Source organism: Pseudomonas putida group bacterium ESBL64, from assembly GCF_045277175.1.
GTDB classification, from domain to species: Bacteria; Pseudomonadota; Gammaproteobacteria; order Pseudomonadales; family Pseudomonadaceae; genus Aquipseudomonas; species Aquipseudomonas alloputida.
Genome location: NZ_CP145799.1, coordinates 4018130 through 4038245, shown reverse-complemented (window position 1 = coordinate 4038245; position 20116 = coordinate 4018130). Strand labels below are relative to the sequence as shown.

21 protein-coding genes and 1 pseudogene are annotated in these 20116 nt (G+C 62.5%); 12 read left to right on the top strand and 10 right to left on the bottom strand.

Annotated features, from left to right (window positions below):
* The first annotated feature begins 140 nt into the window (after positions 1-140).
* Positions 141-629, top strand: a complete 489-nt coding sequence (locus tag V6093_RS18420; RefSeq protein ID WP_003253520.1) for an Lrp/AsnC ligand binding domain-containing protein — start codon at positions 141-143, stop codon at positions 627-629.
* A gap of 2 nt (positions 630-631) precedes the next feature.
* Here V6093_RS18420 and V6093_RS18415 read toward each other — a convergent pair whose 3' ends face one another.
* Positions 632-985, bottom strand: a complete 354-nt coding sequence (locus V6093_RS18415; RefSeq protein WP_003253518.1) for a YkgJ family cysteine cluster protein — start codon at positions 983-985, stop codon at positions 632-634.
* Between the two features lie 143 nt (positions 986-1128).
* Here V6093_RS18415 and V6093_RS18410 point away from each other — a divergent pair, with 143 nt between their 5' ends.
* Positions 1129-2421, top strand: a complete 1293-nt coding sequence (locus V6093_RS18410; RefSeq protein WP_047603708.1) for an FAD-binding oxidoreductase — start codon at positions 1129-1131, stop codon at positions 2419-2421.
* Positions 2422-2617: 196 nt separating this feature from the next.
* Here V6093_RS18410 and V6093_RS18405 read toward each other — a convergent pair whose 3' ends face one another.
* Positions 2618-2848, bottom strand: a complete 231-nt coding sequence (locus V6093_RS18405; protein ID WP_012054093.1) for a DUF1127 domain-containing protein — start codon at positions 2846-2848, stop codon at positions 2618-2620.
* A 178-nt stretch (positions 2849-3026) separates the two neighbouring features.
* Here V6093_RS18405 and V6093_RS18400 point away from each other — a divergent pair, with 178 nt between their 5' ends.
* Both V6093_RS18400 and V6093_RS18395 read left to right on the top strand, forming a co-directional pair.
* A complete protein-coding gene (locus tag V6093_RS18400) occupies positions 3027-4457 on the top strand; it encodes a PLP-dependent aminotransferase family protein (protein ID WP_003253513.1) in 1431 nt (476 codons plus the stop codon).
* Between the two features lie 60 nt (positions 4458-4517).
* Positions 4518-6071 (top strand): phospholipase D family protein, encoded by a 1554-nt coding sequence (locus V6093_RS18395; protein ID WP_003253512.1) that lies wholly within the window; start codon positions 4518-4520, stop codon positions 6069-6071.
* A gap of 36 nt (positions 6072-6107) precedes the next feature.
* Here V6093_RS18395 and V6093_RS18390 read toward each other — a convergent pair whose 3' ends face one another.
* Both V6093_RS18390 and V6093_RS18385 read right to left on the bottom strand, forming a co-directional pair.
* The gene (locus V6093_RS18390) at positions 6108-7247 is read right to left on the bottom strand and encodes an MFS transporter (RefSeq protein ID WP_003253511.1); all 1140 of its coding nucleotides are present in this window, start codon (positions 7245-7247) and stop codon (positions 6108-6110) included.
* Positions 7248-7357: 110 nt separating this feature from the next.
* A complete protein-coding gene (locus tag V6093_RS18385) occupies positions 7358-8851 on the bottom strand; it encodes an aldehyde dehydrogenase (protein WP_003253510.1) in 1494 nt (497 codons plus the stop codon).
* A 196-nt stretch (positions 8852-9047) separates the two neighbouring features.
* Here V6093_RS18385 and V6093_RS18380 point away from each other — a divergent pair, with 196 nt between their 5' ends.
* Complete coding sequence (locus V6093_RS18380) at positions 9048-9407, top strand: cupin domain-containing protein (protein ID WP_003253509.1); 360 nt, start codon at positions 9048-9050, stop codon at positions 9405-9407.
* Between the two features lie 83 nt (positions 9408-9490).
* On the top strand, positions 9491-9694 hold the full coding sequence (locus V6093_RS18375; protein ID WP_003253508.1) for a hypothetical protein: 204 nt from the start codon (positions 9491-9493) through the stop codon (positions 9692-9694).
* A gap of 67 nt (positions 9695-9761) precedes the next feature.
* Here the strand turns inward: V6093_RS18375 and rpmG are convergent, their stop codons facing one another.
* Positions 9762-9917: a 50S ribosomal protein L33 gene (gene rpmG / locus V6093_RS18370; protein WP_003253507.1), complete on the bottom strand. Its 156-nt coding sequence runs from the start codon at positions 9915-9917 to the stop codon at positions 9762-9764.
* Positions 9918-9928: 11 nt separating this feature from the next.
* The gene (gene rpmB, locus V6093_RS18365; protein ID WP_003253504.1) at positions 9929-10165 is read right to left on the bottom strand and encodes a 50S ribosomal protein L28; all 237 of its coding nucleotides are present in this window, start codon (positions 10163-10165) and stop codon (positions 9929-9931) included.
* Positions 10166-10526: 361 nt separating this feature from the next.
* Between rpmB and V6093_RS18360 the strand changes: the two genes are divergently transcribed.
* A complete protein-coding gene (locus V6093_RS18360; protein ID WP_179053195.1) occupies positions 10527-12116 on the top strand; it encodes an ABC transporter substrate-binding protein in 1590 nt (529 codons plus the stop codon).
* Positions 12117-12250: 134 nt separating this feature from the next.
* Here V6093_RS18360 and radC read toward each other — a convergent pair whose 3' ends face one another.
* Positions 12251-12931: a DNA repair protein RadC gene (gene radC, locus V6093_RS18355; RefSeq protein ID WP_020190327.1), complete on the bottom strand. Its 681-nt coding sequence runs from the start codon at positions 12929-12931 to the stop codon at positions 12251-12253.
* A gap of 125 nt (positions 12932-13056) precedes the next feature.
* Between radC and coaBC the strand changes: the two genes are divergently transcribed.
* The 4 genes and pseudogenes from coaBC (at position 13057) to argB (ending at position 17177) form a co-directional block, all read left to right on the top strand.
* A complete protein-coding gene (gene coaBC, locus V6093_RS18350; RefSeq protein ID WP_003253409.1) occupies positions 13057-14268 on the top strand; it encodes a bifunctional phosphopantothenoylcysteine decarboxylase/phosphopantothenate--cysteine ligase CoaBC in 1212 nt (403 codons plus the stop codon).
* Between the two features lie 5 nt (positions 14269-14273).
* Positions 14274-14729, top strand: coding sequence for a dUTP diphosphatase (dut, locus tag V6093_RS18345; RefSeq protein ID WP_003253408.1), 456 nt, complete (start codon positions 14274-14276; stop codon positions 14727-14729).
* A 144-nt stretch (positions 14730-14873) separates the two neighbouring features.
* A pseudogene (locus V6093_RS18340) lies at positions 14874-16241 on the top strand (phosphomannomutase/phosphoglucomutase); the annotation flags it as partial.
* A gap of 30 nt (positions 16242-16271) precedes the next feature.
* Complete coding sequence (gene argB / locus V6093_RS18335) at positions 16272-17177, top strand: acetylglutamate kinase (RefSeq protein WP_004575216.1); 906 nt, start codon at positions 16272-16274, stop codon at positions 17175-17177.
* A gap of 159 nt (positions 17178-17336) precedes the next feature.
* Here argB and pyrE read toward each other — a convergent pair whose 3' ends face one another.
* Positions 17337-17978: an orotate phosphoribosyltransferase gene (gene pyrE / locus V6093_RS18330; RefSeq protein ID WP_014861506.1), complete on the bottom strand. Its 642-nt coding sequence runs from the start codon at positions 17976-17978 to the stop codon at positions 17337-17339.
* Positions 17979-18058: 80 nt separating this feature from the next.
* Here pyrE and V6093_RS18325 point away from each other — a divergent pair, with 80 nt between their 5' ends.
* Positions 18059-18838, top strand: a complete 780-nt coding sequence (locus V6093_RS18325) for an exodeoxyribonuclease III (RefSeq protein WP_003253401.1) — start codon at positions 18059-18061, stop codon at positions 18836-18838.
* A 33-nt stretch (positions 18839-18871) separates the two neighbouring features.
* Here the strand turns inward: V6093_RS18325 and V6093_RS18320 are convergent, their stop codons facing one another.
* Both V6093_RS18320 and rph read right to left on the bottom strand, forming a co-directional pair.
* Positions 18872-19240, bottom strand: a complete 369-nt coding sequence (locus V6093_RS18320) for a DUF4870 domain-containing protein (protein WP_003253399.1) — start codon at positions 19238-19240, stop codon at positions 18872-18874.
* 23 nt (positions 19241-19263) lie between these two features.
* A complete protein-coding gene (gene rph, locus V6093_RS18315) occupies positions 19264-19986 on the bottom strand; it encodes a ribonuclease PH (RefSeq protein WP_003253397.1) in 723 nt (240 codons plus the stop codon).
* Positions 19987-20116 lie beyond the last annotated feature (130 nt).

The following is a 20116-nucleotide window of genomic DNA, read 5'->3' as shown; positions in this document are numbered from 1 at the left end:
CGCGGCGCGCCGCACACTTTTATTGAAATGGCATGAATGGGCGCAGTATAGGAATTTGAGACCAGTGCAATTCACTATATAAAAGCCTATTATTGGCGAGAATTCTCGGCAAAATCGCCTTTCACGGAGGGGCATCCCCTATGAGAACCCAGCACCAGACCAAGCGTGAACTGGACAAGATCGACCGCAACATCCTGCGTATCCTGCAGAATGACGGGCGTATTTCCTTCACCGAACTGGGCGAGAAAGTTGGGCTGTCCACCACCCCTTGTACCGAGCGGGTTCGCCGCCTCGAGCGCGAGGGCATCATCATGGGCTACAACGCCCGCCTGAACCCGCAGCACCTCAAGGGCAGCCTGCTGGTGTTCGTGGAAATCAGCCTGGACTACAAGTCAGGCGATACCTTCGAGGAGTTCCGCCGCGCGGTCTTGAAGCTGCCCCACGTGCTGGAATGCCACCTGGTGTCGGGCGACTTCGACTACCTGGTGAAAGCGCGTATTTCGGAAATGGCCTCGTACCGCAAGCTGCTCGGGGACATCCTGCTGAAACTGCCGCACGTGCGCGAATCGAAGAGCTACATCGTAATGGAAGAGGTGAAGGAGAGCCTCTGCCTGCCGATCCCGGACTGAGGCTAGACCAGCACCTGGCGGGTGGTGGCAATGAACTGGTGGACCAACTGTTCAGCGGCGGGGTCGATCATCGGTTCAGGGCCACGACCCCGCGGGCAGGCCATGCGCGGGGTGGTACCGAACAGCCGGCAGATCATCGGCCGCTCTTCATACACCGTGCAGCCGTTGGGCCCCAGGTGCACGCAGTCCAGACGCTCCAGAGCAGCGTCCTGCTCGGCCTGGGACTTGCGCGGCAGGCGGGCCATTTCCTCCGCCGAGGTGGTGACCGGGCCGCAGCAGTCGTGGCAGCCGGGCTCGCACTCGAAAGAGGGGATGAGTTCGCGCAGGAAGTGGATCTTGTGGCGGTTACAGGACATGACGGGATACAAGCTGACAAAGTGATTGGATTATAGGCTTATTCGCGGGTTCACCCGCGAACGAGTATGAAGCCCTCGCTGGTTGCCCGGCCGCGATGGCACAGCTTATCCTCGTCCCCCCTCCATTTTTCAGGGCCGCCCCAATGATCCACAGCGCGCAGCACGCCGCCTCCTATTACGCCGCCAGCAGCGCGCCACACCCCGACCACGCCTACCTGCAAGGCGAACACAACGCCGACGTGTGCATCATCGGCGGCGGCTACTCGGGCCTGAACACCGCCATCGAGCTGGCCGAGCGTGGTTTCTCGGTCATCCTGCTGGAAGCGCGCAAACTTGGCTGGGGCGCCAGTGGGCGCAATGGCGGGCAACTGATCCGAGGGGTCGGTCATGGTCTGGAGCAGTTCCTCCCGGTCATCGGAGAAGAAGGCGTGCGCACCATGAAACTGATGGGCCTGGAGGCCGTACAGATCGTGCGCGAGCGGATTGAAAAGCATGCCATCGCCTGCGACCTGGCCTGGGGCTACTGCGACCTGGCCAACAAACCCGCCGAGCTGCTGGGCTTTGCCCAAGACGCCGAGGACCTGCGCAGTCTGGGCTATGCACATGAGCTGCGGCTGGTCGGCAAGGACGATATCCACAGCGTGGTCGGTGCCGATTGCTACGTGGGCGGGTTGGTCGACATGGGCTCCGGGCATCTGCATCCGCTCAATCTGGCACTGGGTGAAGCCGCCGCAGCCGCCCGCCTGGGCGTGAAGTTGTTCGAGCAATCCGAAGTCACCCGCATCGACTACGGCACAGAAGTGCAGGTGCATACTGCCCAAGGCCGGGTACGCGCCAAGACCCTGGTACTGTGCTGCAATGCCTACCACAACGACCTCAACCGCGAACTGGGCGGCAAGGTGCTGCCGGCCGGCAGCTACATCATCGCCACCGAGCCGCTGGGCGAAGAACGCGCACGCGCATTGCTGCCGCAGAATATGGCGGTGTGTGACCAGCGCGTGGCGCTGGACTACTACCGCCTGTCCGCCGACCACCGCCTGCTGTTTGGCGGTGCCTGCCACTATTCAGGCCGCGACCCGAAGGACATCGCCGCCTACATGCGGCCAAAGATGCTCAAGGTGTTCCCGCAGCTTGCCGACGTGCGCATCGACTACCAGTGGGGTGGCATGATCGGCATTGGTGCCAATCGCCTGCCGCAGGTTGGCCGCCTGGCCAGCCAGCCGAACGTGTATTACGCCCAGGCCTACTCGGGCCATGGGCTCAACGCCACCCACCTGGCCGCACGCCTGCTGGGTGAAGCCATCAGTGGCCAGGAAAGCGGGCGCTTCGACCTTTTCAACAAGGTGCCGCACATCACCTTCCCTGGCGGCAAGCACCTGCGCTCGCCACTGCTGGCGCTGGGGATGCTGTGGCATCGCCTCAAAGAGCTGGCCTGAAAGTCCCCATCCTTGTGGCAGCAACTGTCTTGCTTAAAATCTAAGAGCTGACTAGCCCCCTGTGGGAGCGGGCGTGCCCGCGAACACGGGCGAAGCCCGTGCCATCCTCCGCGACGCTTCGCGGGCATGCCCGCTCCCACAGGGTCGGAGCAAGTTTCAAGTCTGGGGCACAACAGGCCCTTCAGCGACCACCGTGTCAGTCCTTCCAGAAGGGTTTCTGCCCTTCGATCCGGGCCTGCTCCCAGCTCAGCCCAACATCGCGCAACTCGTCATCGGTCAGCTGCAGCAACGCCCTGCGGGTATGCCAGCGATGCAGCATCAGCCCCCAACGCCCCAAACCCTCTGGCGCGTTGAACACCTTGGCCTGCTGCCCGGCTTCCAGTTCCTTGGCCAACAGTTGCAAGCGCACATCGCTCATGCCACCCATCACCGCATCCTCCCGTTCAGTGGTTACCGTGGAGAAAGCATGCGCGTCGGCACCCTCGACAATACAGATCCAATACAGCCTTATTATTCCCATACAGAATTGGCCGCTGGCAGACTGAATGCTGTATTTTCGGGCCAACTGTACCGGTCGCTATGCCAATGCAGCGCAGGAGTATGCCGTGACCCTCTACCTGAATCTCGCCGAAATACTCGGCGCCCGCATCGAGCAGGGGCTCTATCGCCCCGGCCAGCGCCTGCCGTCCGTGCGCGCACTGAGTGAGGAGCACGGGGTCAGCCTGAGCACCGTGCAGCAGGCCTATCGCATACTCGAAGACAGCGGTATGGTCTCGCCGCGGCCCAAGTCCGGCTACTTCGTCAGCGACCAACGGCAGTTGCCGGCACTGCCCGCAGTTAGCCGCCCGGCCCAGCGCCCGGTGGACATCTCGCAGTGGGAACACGTGCTGGAGCTGGTGCGCAGTACGCCGCGCCAGGATGTGGTGCAACTCGGCCGCGGCATGCCCGACATCGACAGCCCTACCCTGAAGCCGCTGCTGCGCAGCCTTGCCCAGTTGAGCCGGCGCCAGGACATGCCTGGCCTGTACTACGACAACATCCACGGTAACCTGGCCCTGCGCGAACAGGTGGCCCGGCTGATGCTCGACTCCGGCTGCCGCCTGGGGCCGGCCGACCTGGTGATCACCACCGGCTGCCATGAGGCGCTGTCATGCAGCATCCGCGCGGTCTGCGAGCCAGGCGACATCGTCGCGGTCGACTCGCCCAGCTTCCACGGCGCCATGCAAACCCTCAAAGGCTTGGGCATGAAAGCGCTGGAAATCCCCACGGACCCGGTCACCGGCATCAGCCTGGAGGCGCTGGAACTGGCCCTGGAGCAGTGGCCGATCAAGCTCATCCAGATCACCCCCAACTGCAACAACCCGCTGGGCTACATCATGCCCGAGGCACGCAAGAAGGCCCTGTTGAGCCTCGCCCAACGCTATGACGTGGCAATTCTGGAAGACGATGTGTACGGCGACCTGGCCTATACCTACCCACGCCCACGCACCCTGAAGTCGTTCGACGACGATGGCCGCGTGCTGCTCTGCAGTTCGTTCTCCAAAACCCTCGCGCCCGGCCTGCGGATCGGCTGGGTGGCGCCCGGGCGCTACCTGGAGCGTGTGCTGCACATGAAGTACATCAGCACCGGCAGCACCGCCAGCCAGCCTCAGCTGGCCATCGCTGACTTCATCGCCGGCGGCCACTACCAGCCCCATGTGCGGCGCATGCGCAGCCAGTACCAGCGTGGCCGCGACCTGATGGGCGACTGGGTGACCCGCTACTTCCCGGCGGGCACCCGGGTGAGCCGGCCCCAGGGCGGCTTCATGCTGTGGGTGGAATTACCCGAACATCTCGATACGCTTCGGCTGAACCGCGCTTTACTGGAGCAGGGCGTGCAGGTTGCCGTGGGCAGCATCTTTTCGGCCTCGGGCAAGTTCCGCCACTGCCTGCGCATGAATTTCGCCGCCAGGCCAACGCCGCAAATCGAAGCCTCCGTGCGTAAGGTAGGTGAAACCGCCCTTCGTCTACTGGATGACGAAAGCGCCGACGCGTAACTTTGCGCCGCCCGTCACGGTCAAACCCCTAAAGCCCTTGCTGCACAGGACGGTCCACCCTTGAGACTCCAGCGAGCCTTGCCTCTGCTGCTGGTGTTGTTGCTCGGCCTTGCCGGTTGCACAAGCATCAGCGCGCCCCGCGAAACCAGTCAGGCGTTGCCTGCCCACGATTCGGCCTTTGGCCGCTCGGTGCTGCGCCAAGCCGCGCCCTATGGCGGCCGCTCGGGCTTTCGCCTGCTGCCCAACAGCAACGAGGCATTTCGCGCCCGCGCCGAACTGATACGCAACGCCCAGGCGAGCATCGACCTGCAGTACTACATCGTCCACGACGGCCTCAGTACCCGCGCCCTTGTGCATGAACTGCTGCGCGCTGCCGACCGTGGCGTGCGCGTGCGCATCCTGCTCGACGACACCACCAGCGACGGCCTGGACACCGTCATGGGCACCCTTAATGCCCACCCGAACATCCAGATTCGAGTGTTCAACCCACTGCATCTGGGGCGCAGTACCGGCGTTACGCGCGCCGTGGGCCGGCTGTTCAACTTGTCGCGCCAGCACCGGCGCATGCACAACAAGCTGTTCCTGGTGGACAACAGCATGGCCATCGTCGGCGGGCGCAACCTGGGCGACGAGTATTTCGATGCCGAGCCCAACCTCAACTTCACCGACATCGACCTGCTGGGCGTGGGCCCGGTAGCCGAGCAGTTGGGGCACAGCTTCGACCAGTACTGGAACAGCGCCCTCAGCCGGCCGATCACCGACTTCCTCTGGCATGACCCGGATGCCAACGACCTGCGGGCCAGCCGCCAGCGCCTGGAAGTGTCGCTGGCCAAAGCCAGGACCCAGCGCAAGGCCCTGTACGACCGCTTGATGGCCTACCAGTCGCAGCCGCGCCTGGATGTGTGGCGCAACGAGCTGATCTGGGCTCACGCCCAGGCGCTATGGGATGCGCCCAGCAAGGTGTTGGCCGAAGACGAACCGGACCCGCAATTACTGCTGAGCCAGCAACTGGCACCGGACCTGGCTAACGTGCACCGCGAGTTGGTCCTGGCATCGGCCTACTTTGTACCGGGCGAACCGGGGCTGCTGTACCTGACCGGCCGCGCCGACGCTGGCGTTTCGGTGAAGCTGCTGACCAACTCGCTGGAAGCCACCGACGTGCCGGCAGTGCATGGAGGCTATGCACCCTATCGTCGTGCCTTGCTTGAGCACGGGGTGCAGCTTTACGAGCTTCGCCGCCAGCCAGGCGACCCCAGCGCGGGGCGACTGAGTTTCCGTGGCAGCTCGGATTCGAGCCTGCACACCAAGGCGATCGTGTTCGACCGGCGCAAGACCTTCATCGGCTCGTTCAACTTCGACCCGCGCTCAGTATTGTGGAACACCGAGGTCGGGGTACTGGTGGACAGCCCGGAGCTGGCCGAATACACCCGCGAGCTGGCCCAGCAGGGTATGGCGCCTGCGCTGAGCTATCAGGTGAAACTGATAGGTAACAAGCTGGTGTGGGCGACCGAGGACAATGGCCGCCGGCACGTGCTGACGTCTGAGCCGGGTGGGGTCTGGCGGCGGCTCAATGCCTGGATCAGCAAGGCGGTTGGCTTGGAGAAGATGCTGTAGCTGCGATTCCGGGGGCCTTGCGGCCCCCAACAATCATCAGGCAGAAACCGGCTCAAAGGCTCCGCGCCGCCGGGTCAATACCACCAACCCCGCAGCCCCGGCCGCCATCAGGAACAGCAACGCATGCCCGCTGATCCACTGGCTCCCCGCCCCCGCCAACAACGGCCCGAGCAAACAGCCAATACCCCACAGCTGAGCCACGTGGGCATTGGCCCGTACCAACTCATCATCGCGGTAGCGCTCACCGATCAGCACCAGCGACAAGGTGAACAGGCCGCCGGCACTGGCGCCGAACAACACCCACAATGGCCAGATAACCGGTGTGTGCAACAGCAGCGGGATCGCCAGGCTGGACACCAGCAGGGTCACCGCACAGCCAGTGAACAAGGTACGTCGCGACATATGGTCGGCCAGCGCGCCGATGGGCAACTGCAGCACCGCATCACCCACCACCACGGTACTCACCATGAACAAGGCGATTTCGGTACTGAAGCCCTGCTGCAGGCAATACACCGGCAGCAACGTGAGGATCATCGCCTCGAACGAGGCGAACAGGGCAATGGCCCAGGCAATTACCGGCAAGCGTCGGCAGAAAGCGAACAGGTCGCCAAAGGTGACACTGCAGGCTTCCGTGCTCGGCGCCCCACCACGCCCCAGCAGAACCAGCGGCGCGGCCAGCAGCAGGCCGGTCGCCGCCCAGAAGCCGAAGTCGTCATCAGAGCCAAGGAAACCCAGCACCAACGGCCCGGCCAACTGGCTCAAGGCGTAGCTGCTGCCATACAGCGCCACCAACCGGCCACGCCACTGTTCGACCACCAGTTGGTTGATCCAGCTTTCGCCGAGGATGAACACCACGGTCAGGGACATGCCGATCATCAGCCGCAGCAGCAGCCATAACGGGTAACTAGGCAGCAACGCGAGCAGGCCAATCGACAGCGCCCCGCCCCACAGGCACAGGCGCATCGCCGACGGTACGCCAACCCACCCTGCCAGGCGGCTGGCCAGGCTGGCGCCGGCCAGTACGCCCAACGCCGGCATTGCCGCCATCACGCCGATGGCGAAGCTGCCGTAGCCCCAGGCCTCCAGGCGCAGGGACACCAGCGGCATGCTCACGCCGAGCGCCAGCCCGACACTGAGCACCGATGCCAGTACGGCGAAGTAGGTACCCCAACGCATTGCAGCCTCCCAGCCAATATTTCCAGGGGCCCATTTGCGGGCAAGCCCGCTCCTGCATCGGTCGCGAAGACCTGCAGGAGCGGGCTTGCCCGCGAAGAGGACCTACCGGGTTACAGCTTGATCCAGGTCGCCTTCAGCTCGGTGTACTTCTCCAGTGCGTGCAGCGACTTGTCACGGCCGTTGCCCGACTGTTTGAAGCCACCGAACGGCGCGGTCATGTCGCCACCATCGTACTGGTTGACCCAGACGCTGCCCGCACGCACGGCACGGGCGGTCTTGTGGGCTTTGGAAATGTCCGAAGTCCAGATACCAGCGGCCAGGCCATACGGGGTGTCGTTGGCAATGGCCACGGCTTCTTCGGCGGTGTCGAAGGCAATCACCGACAGCACCGGGCCGAAGATTTCTTCCTGGGCAATGCGCATGGCGTTAGTCACGCCGTCGAAGATGGTCGGCTCGACGTAAGTGCCGCCGGTCTCTTCCAGGGTGCGCTTGCCGCCGGCCAGCAGCTTGGCGCCGTCCTTGTGGCCAGCCTCGATGTACGACAGCACGGTGTTCATCTGCTGGGTATCGACCAAGGCACCGACAGTGGTCTGCGGGTCCAGCGGGTTGCCTGGCTTCCAGCCCTTCAGGGCCTCTACCACCATCGGCAGGAACTTGTCCTTGATCGAACGCTCGACCAGCAGGCGGGAACCTGCAGTGCACACTTCGCCCTGGTTGAAGGCGATGGCGCTGGCGGCGGCCTCGGCGGCAGCTTGCAGGTCCGGGGCGTCGGCAAAGACGATGTTCGGGCTCTTGCCACCGGCTTCCAGCCAGATGCGTTTCATGTTCGACTCGCCCGCGTAAACCATCAGCTGCTTGGCGATCTTGGTCGAACCGGTGAACACCAGGGTATCGACGTCCATGTGCAGGGCCAGTGCCTTGCCCACGGTGTGGCCATAGCCTGGCAGCACGTTCAGCACGCCAGCCGGGATACCGGCTTCGATCGCCAGTTGGGCGATGCGGATGGCAGTCAGCGGCGATTTTTCGGACGGCTTGAGCACGACCGAGTTACCGGTGGCCAACGCCGGGCCGAGCTTCCAGCAGGCCATCAGCAGCGGGAAGTTCCAAGGTACGATGGCACCGACCACACCTACCGGCTCGCGAGTAACCAGGCCAAGCTGATCATGCGGGGTCGGGGCAACTTCGTCGTAGACCTTGTCGATGGCTTCGGCAGTCCAGTGGATGGCTTGGGCCGCACCTGGGATGTCGATACTGGAGGAGTCGCCAATCGGCTTGCCCATGTCCAGCGTTTCCAGCAGCGCCAGCTCTTCGACGTTCTTGCGCAGCAGGTCGGCGAAACGGATCAGCTTGGCCTTGCGCTTGGCCGGGGCCAGCTGCGACCACACGCCGGAGTTGAAGGTGGCACGGGCGTTTTCAACAGCGCGGTTGGCATCGGCCAGGTCGCAGCTGGCAACCTTGGCCAGGAAGCGTCCGTCGACCGGGCTCAGGCACTCGAAGGTTTCACCGGATGCGGCATCGGTGTATTCGCCGTTGATGAAGGCACGGCCTTCGATCTTCAGTTGCTGGGCACGTTGTTCCCAGTCCGCACGGGTCAGGGTGGTCATACGAAACTCCTCCTCTTGTTTAGGTGCAACGCCGCACTGAGGACTCACAGGCGTTGTCAGAATTCTGGCCGGGCGCCAAGCGCACACTGGCAAGCGATACCCTAAACCAGCCGGTGTAAACTATCAATATATTTGACACGAGAGGCTCAAAAGCCTACTGATGTTCATTTTATTAAACAACAACAGGAGCCGAACCATGAGTATCGATAGCATCATCGACTTCGCGCAGGTCCTCACCGAAGCCGAACGCTACCGCCCGGCTGCAGAGAAAATTCTCAAGGGCGAACCGGACCAGGCGGTCTACAACCATTATTCCAGCCCGTGTGGGCAGTTTGCCGCTGGCGTATGGGAAGGTGAGGTGGGCCAGTGGACAGTGAACTACACGGAGCACGAATACTGCGAGATCGTCCAGGGCGTTTCGGTGCTGCGCGACCAGGACGGTGGGGCTAAAACCCTGCGTGCCGGCGATCGGTTTGTCATCCCCGCCGGCTTCAAAGGCACTTGGGAGGTGCTGGAGCCGTGCCGCAAGATCTATGTGATGTTCGAGCAGAAATAATTATGTAGCGCAGGGAGTTTGCAGGCATGCGTGAGGATGACCCTGCCCGTTTCGGGCCATTCAGCCTCACAAGGAAAATCAGCATGACCAACGAAGAAGTTCTGCAAACCCTCGCTCACCTGGTCGGCACCCGCTACGTGCCGGAACTGAAAGGCACCATCTGCGCCCTCACCGGGCGCACTCGCGTGGTTGGCCCCAACGAGATGTCCACCCGCGACTACGACGCCGAGCGCATCCAGATCAAGGCCGACGCCGACCTGATGATCCAGAGCTTCGCCTTCAACTGACCCTGCTGCAGCCCAAAAAAAACCCGCGTCCTTTCGGATGCGGGTTTTTTTTCAGGTCGCCGATCAATTACTTGATCTTGGCTTCCTTGTACACCACGTGCTTGCGAACAACCGGATCATATTTCTTGATCTCGATTTTGTCCGGGGTGGTGCGCTTGTTCTTGTCGGTGGTGTAGAAGTGGCCGGTACCGGCACTCGAAACCAGACGGATCAATTCACGCATGATGCTCTCCCTTAAACCTTGGCGCCAGCTTTACGGATGTCAACCAGAACGGCGTCGATGCCGCGCTTGTCGATGATACGCATGCCTTTGGCGGAAACGCGCAGACGCACGAAACGCTTCTCGGATTCAACCCAGAAACGGTGGTGCTGCAGGTTCGGCAGGAAACGACGACGGGTTTTGTTGTTTGCGTGGGAAATGTTGTTCCCGGTTACTGGACCCTTACCAGTAACTTGACAGACTCTCGACATGACTCAGCCCTCTAAAACCACATGCCCAACCCGGCATGGGTTGGCCGCTTAATCTCTCAGTCTTTGGCGCCTGGGCGCCGTGATTCTGGAGGCCTTATCGACCGGATCCGCTGATGCGACAGGCCGAGCCCCTAGAAAAGAGCGCTGCTTTATACCAGAAAGACTTGGCCGCAACAACAGTAGATGCACATTACCGCTAGCCAGAACGCGCCGGGCCAGCATAGCGGCAGGCCCCGCCAGTCGTCGACCGCTCGTCGCAAGATTTGCAAAAAAGGGTGTGGTCATTTGCCGGCGGGCGCACTAGGGTAGGCCTTTTACAGACTGCACTGGCAGATGGGCCACTGACAGCCAAGGAGCCACCATGCGTGCCGCCGCACTTTCCTTATTGTTCACCTCCCTGTTCGCCGCCGGCGTTGCCCAGGCCGCTCCGCTGAGCGTTTGCAGCGAGGCCAGCCCCGAAGGTTTCGACGTGGTGCAGTACAATTCGCTCACTACCACCAACGCCACCGCCGACGTGCTGATGAACCGCCTGGTGGAGTTCGATGCGGCGCAAGGCAAGGTGGTGCCGAGCCTGGCGACCAGCTGGACGGTATCGGCCGACGGCTTGGTGTATGACTTCACCCTGCGCGATGACGTCAAGTTTCACAGCACCCCCTACTTCAAGCCAAGCCGCAAGCTGAATGCCGACGACGTGCTGTTCAGCTTCCAGCGCATGCTCTACCCGGCCCATGCCTGGCACAAAACTGCGCCGGGCGGCTACCCGCATGCCCAATCGCTGCAGCTGGGCAGCCTGATCAAGGCGATCGAGGCACCGTCGCCGAACACCGTGCGCTTCACCCTCAGCCACCCGGACGCCACCTTCCTGGCCACCCTGAGCATGGGCTTCGCCTCGATCTACTCCGCCGAATACGCCGACAAGCTGCTCAAGGCCGGCACACCCGAAAATCTCAACAACCAACCGATCGGCACCGGGCCGTTCGTGTTCCAGCGTTTCCAGAAAGACGCCGTGGTGCGCTACCGCGCCAACCCGGACTACTTCGCCGGCAAGCCCGCGATCGACCCGCTGATCTTCGCCATCACCACCGATGCCAACGTGCGCCTGCAGAAGCTCAAGCGTGGCGAGTGCCAGGTTGCCCTGTCGCCCAAGCCGTTGGACATTGCCGAAGCGGGCAAGGACGGTAACCTCAAGGTGGCCACCACCCCGGCATTCATGACTGCCTTCGTCGCCATCAACAGCCAGCACCCGCCGCTGGACAAGCCGGAAGTGCGCCAGGCGATCAACCTGGCCTTCGACAGGCAGGCCTACCTCAAGGCCGTGTTCGAAGACTCTGCGGTGGCTGCCAACGGCCCCTACCCCCCTAACACCTGGAGCTACGCCAAGGACCTGCCCGGCTACCCGCTGGACCTGAAGAAAGCCAAAGCCCTGCTGGCCAAGGCCGGGCTGGCCGAAGGCTTCAGTACCACCATCTGGACCCGGCCCTCGGGTAGCCTGCTCAACCCCAACCCCAGCCTTGGCGCGCAGATGCTGCAAGCCGACCTGGCGAAGATTGGCGTGAAAGCGGAGATCCGCGTGATCGAGTGGGGCGAACTGATACGCCGCGCCAAGGCCGGCGAGCATGACTTGCTGTTCATGGGCTGGGCGGGCGACAACGGCGACCCGGACAACTTCCTCAGCCCGCAGTTTTCCTGTGCGGCGGTAGAGTCAGGGACCAACTTCGCACGCTTCTGCGACAGCCGCCTCGACCAGTTGATCAGCGCCGGGCGCACCACCAACGACCAGAGCGTGCGCAGCCGGCTGTACCAGCAGGCGCAGACACTGATCCAGCAGCAGGCGCTGTGGGTGCCACTGGCGCACCCGACGGCGGCGACCTTGCTGCGCCAAGGCGTCGAGGGGTACCAGGTGAGCCCGTTCGGGCGGCTGGATTTCAGCAAGGTGACGGTGACCAAATAAGCCTGTACCGGCCTCTTCGCGGGTAAACCCGCTCCTACAGGACAGCGCCAGCCTGGCAGTTGACGCTACCCCTGTAGGAGCGGGTTTACCCGCGAAAGGGCCCGTACTGACCCTATAAGGCTCTCAGTAGTCCCTCAGGCCACAATCCACCCATGCTCGACCATCGACAACGGCTCCCCATCACCAATGATGATGTGATCCAGCACCCGCACATCAATCAACGCCAGCCCCCGCTTCAACGACAGGGTCAAATGCACATCGTCCTGACTCGGTTCACTGATCCCTGAAGGATGGTTGTGGCACAGGATCAATGCCGCAGCGTTGTGCACCAACGCCCGTCGCACCACCTCTCGCGGATAGACACTCGCCCGATCTATCGTGCCCCTGAACAGGATCTCAAATGCCAGTGGCCGGTGCTTGGTATCGAGAAACAGACACCCGAACACCTCGCTGGCCTCATGCCTGAGCATGGCTTTCAGGTAGCGTCGCACCGCTGCCGGGCTGTCCATGGCAGACTCGCGCTCAATCGACGTTGCAAGGTGCCTGCGGCCGATCTCAAGCAGTGCCTGCAGCTGGCTGTACCTCACCGGGCCCAACCCAAGCTCGCCGACGAAGGCCTCGCGGTCGGCCTCCAGCAACCGGCGCAAGCTGCCGAACTTCACCAACAAGCCTCGCGAAAGCTCCACGACATTACGCCCACGTACGCCTGAGCCGAGAAAAACGGCCAGCAGCTCCGTATCTGTCAGGCTCCCTGCCCCTCGCTGCAACAACTTCTCCCTAGGCCGTTCTTCCGCCGGCCACTCCCTGATGTTCATTCCACCCCTGCCTTTGCTGCGGCCCATTTCGGCCCTGTGTTAATCTATTTCGCCTCGTACATGCGACGTTCCGCCGCAGGCATTTCAAACGTCGTCGCCCGCTCTCACTGGAAAAAGGCAAGCCTATGCAGCGGCTGTATCGCAAGCGCATCGTTCTCGGCGTGGGTGGCGGCATTGCCGCCTACAAAAGCGCCGAGCTGATTCGCCGTCTCCTCGAGCACGGCGCGCAGGTGCGCGTCGTCATGACACGGGGTGGTGCCGAATTCATCACCCCGCTGACCCTGCAGGCGCTGTCGGGCCACCCCGTGCACATGGACCTGCTCGACCCGGCCGCCGAAGCAGCCATGGGCCATATCGAACTGGCCAAGTGGGCGGACCTGGTGTTGATCGCCCCTGCCACCGCCGACCTCATGGCACGCATGGCCCAAGGCATGGCAGACGACCTGCTGACCACGCTGGTGCTGGCCACTGACGCCACCGTCGCCGTGGCGCCGGCGATGAACCAGGCCATGTGGCGCGACCCGGCCACCCAGGCCAACCTCGAGCTGCTCAAGAGCCGTGGCATTCAGGTGTTCGGCCCGGCATCCGGCAGCCAGGCCTGTGGCGACGTCGGCCTGGGGCGCATGCTAGAAGCCACCGACCTGGCCTGGTGCGCCGCGGAAAGCTTCAAGCGCCAGGCACTGACCGGCAAGCACGTGCTGATCACCGCCGGGCCGACCCAGGAAAACATCGACCCGGTGCGCTACATCACCAATCATAGCTCCGGCAAGATGGGCTTCGCCCTGGCCGAAGCGGCCGCCGAAGCAGGGGCTCGGGTGACCCTCGTCACGGGCCCTGTGCACTTGCCAACCCCTGACCGGGTCAGCCGCATCGACGTCGTCAGCGCGCGAGACATGCTCGCGGCCTGTGAAGCGGCCATGCCGTGCGACCTGTTCATTGCCTCGGCAGCGGTTGCGGACTACCGCCCCGAAGTGGTTGCCACACAAAAACTGAAGAAAGATCCTACGACCGGCGACGGCATGCTGCTGCAGATGGTGCGTAATCCCGATATCCTTGCCACCATTGCTGGCCGCGCCGACCGCCCGTTCAGCGTCGGCTTTGCCGCCGAAACCGAGCACCTGCTCGATTACGCCACGCGCAAGCTCAAGGACAAGAACCTCGACCTGATCGTCGCCAATGATGTGGCCAACCCCAGCATCGGCTTCAACAGCGAAGAAAATGCCTTGACCGTGATCGACCGCCAGCAGCACCAGACCCTCTTCGCGCAGACCAGCAAGGGCAAGATTGCCCGGCAACTGGTCGCCTTCATCGCCGAACGGCTTAACCAGGTTCAATAAGTTACATGCACGCTCTTCAAGCCAAGATCCTCGACCCACGCCTGGGCAGCGAATTCCCGCTACCCGCGTACGCCACCCCCGGCTCCGCCGGCCTCGACCTGCGCGCCCTGCTCAAGGAAGACACCCTCCTCGAGCCGGGCCAGACCATTCTGATTCCTACCGGTCTGTCGATCTACATCGGCGACCCGGGCCTGGCGGCAGTCATCCTGCCGCGCTCGGGCCTGGGCCATAAGCATGGCATCGTGCTGGGCAACCTGGTCGGCCTGATCGATTCGGACTACCAGGGCGAGCTGATGGTGTCGTGCTGGAACCGCGGCAACACGCCGTTCACCATCGCGGTGGGCGAGCGCATCGCCCAGCTGGTGCTGGTACCGGTGGTGCAGGCTCACTTCGACATCGTCGAAGCATTCGACGAAAGCCAGCGTGGCGCTGGCGGCTTCGGTCACTCCGGCAGCCACTGAGCCGGCAAATGACCGTTCAGGCCAAGGATGGCGAACTCTCTGGCGAAACCACCGTCCAAGCGTTCAGTTTGCGCCTGCCCAGAAAGCCTTTGACTAATGGAGCTTCCAGAGATGAACGACATGGCCCACCTGGTCCCCGCCGCATTGCCCGACAGCATTTTCCGCGCATATGACATACGCGGCGTGGTCGGCAAGACCCTTCACGCCGAAACCGCCTACTGGATCGGCCGCGCCATCGGCGCGCAAAGCCTGGCCCAGGGCGAACCGCAGGTTTCGGTAGGGCGCGATGGCCGCCTGTCGGGCCCGATGCTGGTGGAACAGCTGATCAAGGGCCTGGTCGATGCGGGCTGCCACGTCAGCGACGTCGGCCTGGTGCCTACCCCGGCGCTGTACTACGCAGCCAACGTGCTGGCCGGCAAGTCCGGTGTGATGCTGACTGGCAGCCACAACCCTTCGGACTACAACGGTTTCAAGATCGTCATCGCCGGTGACACCTTGGCCAACGAACAGATCCAGGCCCTGCTGACCCGCCTGAAAACCAACGACCTGACCCTGGCCCAAGGCCGCGTGGAAAAGGTCGAGATCCTCGACCGCTACTTCCAGCAGATCGTCGGCGACGTAAAGCTGGCGAAAAAGCTCAAGGTGGTGGTGGACTGCGGCAACGGCGCCGCTGGCGTGGTTGCACCGCAATTGATCGAAGCCCTGGGCTGCGAAGTGATCCCGCTGTTCTGCGAGGTCGACGGCAACTTCCCCAACCACCACCCGGACCCGGGCAAGCCGGAGAACCTCGAAGACCTGATCGCCAAGGTCAAGGAAACCGGTGCCGATATCGGCCTGGCCTTCGACGGTGACGGCGACCGCGTCGGCGTGGTGACCAACACCGGCAGCATCGTCTACCCCGACCGCCTGCTGATGCTGTTTGCCCAGGACGTGCTGTCGCGCAACCCAGGTGCCGAGATCATCTTCGACGTCAAATGCACCCGCCGCCTGACCCCGCTGATCGAACAGCACGGTGGCAGCGCCTTGATGTGGAAAACCGGCCATTCGCTGATCAAGAAGAAGATGAAGCAGACCGGTTCGCTGCTGGCAGGCGAGATGAGCGGTCACATCTTCATCAAGGAACGTTGGTACGGTTTTGACGACGGTATCTACAGCGCCGCGCGCCTGTTGGAGATCCTCAGCAAGACCCAGCAGAGCGCCGAAGACCTGTTTGCCGCCTTCCCGAATGATATTTCCACGCCGGAAATCAATATTGATGTGACCGACGAGGGTAAATTCAGCATCATTGATGCACTGCAACGCGACGCCGACTGGGGCGAAGCCCACCTGACCACCATTGACGGTGTGCGGGTCGACTACGCCAATGGCTGGGGCCTGGTTCGCGCCTCCAACACCACCCCGGTGCTGGTGCTGCGTTTCGAGGCCGACAGCGACGCCGAATTGCAACGTATCAAGGATGTTTTCCGCACCCAGTTGCTGCGGGTAGAGCCTGAGCTGCAACTGCCGTTCTGACCGACTATCTGTTCCTTACAGGAGCCCTGCATGACCCTCGATCGCGATGCCGCTTCCCATGTAGCCGAGGTTTTGTCCGAAGCACTGCCTTACATCCGCCGCTTTGTCGGCAAGACCCTGGTGATCAAGTACGGCGGCAACGCGATGGAGAGCGAGGAGCTCAAGACGGGCTTCGCCCGTGACATCGTGCTGATGAAGGCTGTGGGCATCAACCCGGTGGTGGTCCACGGCGGTGGCCCGCAGATCGGCGACCTGCTCAAGCGCTTGTCGATCGAGAGCCACTTCATCGACGGCATGCGCGTCACCGACTCGGCGACCATGGACGTGGTGGAGATGGTGCTGGGTGGCCAGGTCAACAAAGACATCGTCAACCTGATCAACCGCCACGGCGGCAGCGCCATCGGCCTGACCGGCAAGGACGCGGAGCTGATCCGCGCCCGCAAGCTGACCGTCAGCCGCCAGACGCCAGAGATGACCACTCCGGAAATCATCGACATCGGCCACGTCGGTGAAGTGGTGAGCGTGAACACCGACCTGCTGAACATGCTGGTGAAGGGCGACTTCATCCCGGTCATCGCGCCAATCGGCGTGGGTGCCAACGGTGAGTCGTACAACATCAACGCCGACCTGGTGGCGGGCAAGGTGGCCGAGGCGCTGAAGGCCGAGAAGCTGATGCTGCTGACCAACATCGCCGGCCTGATGGACAAGCAGGGCCAGGTGTTGACAGGCCTGACCACCGAGCAGGTCAACGAACTGATCGCTGACGGCACCATTTATGGCGGCATGCTGCCGAAGATCAAGTGCGCGCTGGATGCGGTACAGGGCGGCGTGAACAGCTCGCACATCATTGATGGCCGCGTGCCGAATGCAGTGCTGCTGGAGATTTTCACCGACAGCGGCGTGGGCACCCTGATTACCAACCGCAAGCCGCGCTGATTGATCGGTTAGCCTGCACTGGCCTCTTCGCGGGTAAACCCGCTCCTACAAAGGAAATCCCCGTGTAGGAGCGGGATTACCCGCGAAAGGGCCAGATCAGGCGGCACAAAAAAAGGCGACCCTCTGAAGAAGGTCGCCTTTTTCATTCCTAGGCCAGGATCAGATCCCGTACTGCGCCCGATAGGCCTCCACAGCCGGCAGGTGCTGCTTCAACTGTGGATCGTCAGCCAGGAACTCCAGCACCTGGGTCAGCGAAACAATGCTGACCACCGGGATACCGAAGTCGCGTTCCACTTCCTGAATCGCCGACAGTTCGCCATTGCCGCGCTCTTCACGGTTCAGCGCAATCAGTACACCAGCGGCCTTGGCCTGCTGGGCGTTGATGATCTGCATGACCTCACGAATGGCGGTACCGGCAGTAATCACGTCGTCAATGATCAGCACTTCACCGGCCAGCGGCGCGCCGACCAGGCTGCCACCTTCGCCGTGGTCCTTGGCTTCCTTGCGGTTGAAGCACCATGGCACGTCGAGCTGATGCTGGTCGGCAAGGGCCACGGCGGTAGTCGCTGCCAAAGGGATACCCTTGTAGGCCGGGCCGAACAGCACATCGAAGGGGATTTTGCTGTCGACGATGGCGGCGGCGTAGCAACGGCCCAGTTCAGCCAGGGCGGAACCGGTGTTGAACAGGCCGGCATTGAAGAAATACGGGCTGGTACGCCCCGATTTCAGGGTGAATTCACCGAAACGCAGTACCCCGCGATCGATGGCAAAACGGATAAAGTCGCGCTGATACGGCTGCATGAATAGTCCCGGACACCACGGATTTAGCTAAATGGGTTGAGCTCGGGTATCATACACGCACGAGATTTATGGGGCCATTTATGCGGATCATCAGTGTGAACGTAAATGGCATTCAGGCTGCGGCCGAGCGTGGTTTGCTCAGCTGGCTGCAAGCCCAGAATGCCGACGTCATCTGCCTTCAGGATACCCGCGCCTCGGCCTTTGAACTCGACGACCCAGCTTTCCAGCTCGATGGCTATTTCCTTTATGCCTGCGACGCGGAGGTGCCAGCCCAAGGTGGTGTGGCCCTTTACTCGCGCATGCAGCCCAAGGCAGTCATCACCGGCCTGGGCTTCGAGACAGCCGACCGCTACGGGCGTTACCTGCAAGCAGATTTCGACAAAGTCAGTATTGCCAGCCTGCTGCTGCCTTCGGGCATGAACGGCGACGAAGACTTGAACCAGAAGTTCAAGTTGATGGACGACTTCGCCAAGTACCTGGACAAGCAGCGTCGCAAGCGTCGCGAATACATCTATTGCGGCTCGTTCTACGTGGCGCAGCAGAAGCTCGACATCAAAAACTGGCGTGACAGCCAGCAGTCGCCAGGCTTCCTGGCGCCAGAACGCGCCTGGATGGATGCAATCACTGGCGAGATGGGGTATGTCGATGCCTTGCGCGAAGTCAGCCGTGAAGGCGACCAGTACAGCTGGTGGCCAGACAACGAGCAGGCCGAGATGCTTAACCTGGGCTACCGGTTCGACTACCAGATTCTCACCCCGGGCCTGCGCCGCTTCGTACGCAACGCTCGCCTGCCGCGTCAGCCACGCTTCTCCCAGCATGCGCCGCTGATCGTCGACTATGACTGGACGCTGACCATCTAAATAGCCATTGGGGCTGCGTTGCAGCCCCAGTGGCTATTTGATCGGCCGCCAGATCATCGGGTAGCGATAAGGCTTGCCCTCATTCGCCCGCACCGCCGCAATGATGATCAATATCATCACTGCCACCGTGAGCATGGCAAACAGCACCAGCCCGATAAACACGAACATCAGCAGAAAGCAGATGAACCCGGCAATGGTCACGCTGATTTGAAAGTTCAGCGCCTCTTTGCCCTGGGCGTCGATAAAAGGGTCTTGCTCGCGCTTGAGGTGCCATAGCACCAGCGGGCCCAGCAGGTGCCCGAGCGGCACTACCAGGCCCAACAGCGCGGAGAGGTGGCAGAACATCGCCCATTGCCGGATTTCGGCATTGGGCGGGGTGATCGACAGGTTCGAATCGCTCATGCCCCGCACCTCCGTGGCTGGCTTCAGTCAGCCAGTGCTGCCTGCTGCAGCTCGAAAATCTCGTTCATGCCCTTCTGCGCCAGAGCGAGCATGGCGTTGAAATCTTCCGGCTGGAACGGTGCGCCTTCGGCAGTACCCTGCACTTCGATGAAACCACCAGCGCTGGTCATGACCACATTCAGGTCGGTTTCGGCTGCGGAGTCTTCCAGGTAGTCCAGGTCGAGCACCGCTTCGCCTTGGTACATGCCGACAGATACCGCTGCGATCATGTGCTTGAGCGGGTTGCCGCCCTTGAGGCCGCCGCGCTTCTTGATGACTGCCAAAGCGTCGCACAAGGCAACCATGGCGCCGGTGATGGACGCGGTACGGGTACCGCCATCGGCCTGGATCACGTCGCAATCGACGTACAGGGTGATGTCACCGAGCTTGCTCATGTCCAGCGCGGCGCGCAGCGAACGGCCGATCAGGCGCTGGATTTCCAGGGTGCGGCCACCCTGCTTGCCACGGCTGGCTTCACGCTGGTTACGTTCGCCGGTGGAGCGCGGCAGCATGCCATACTCGGCGGTCAGCCAGCCTTGGCCCTGGCCTTTGAGGAAGCGCGGTACACCGTTTTCAACGCTGACCGTGCAGATGACTTTGGTGTCACCGAACTCGACCAGTACCGACCCTTCGGCGTGCTTGGTGTAGTTGCGGGTGATGCGGATCGAGCGGAGCTGATCGGCAACGCGACCACTTGGACGTTTCATCTGGGATACCTGTACTGGGACTTTGAATCTGCCGAGCATTATAGAGCCCGCAGCCCGGGGAAGACATGCCTATTGTCGCGCCCGGCACAGCCCGTCGCCTTTTCCTACCGCAGTAGCCACCCGTCGGTAA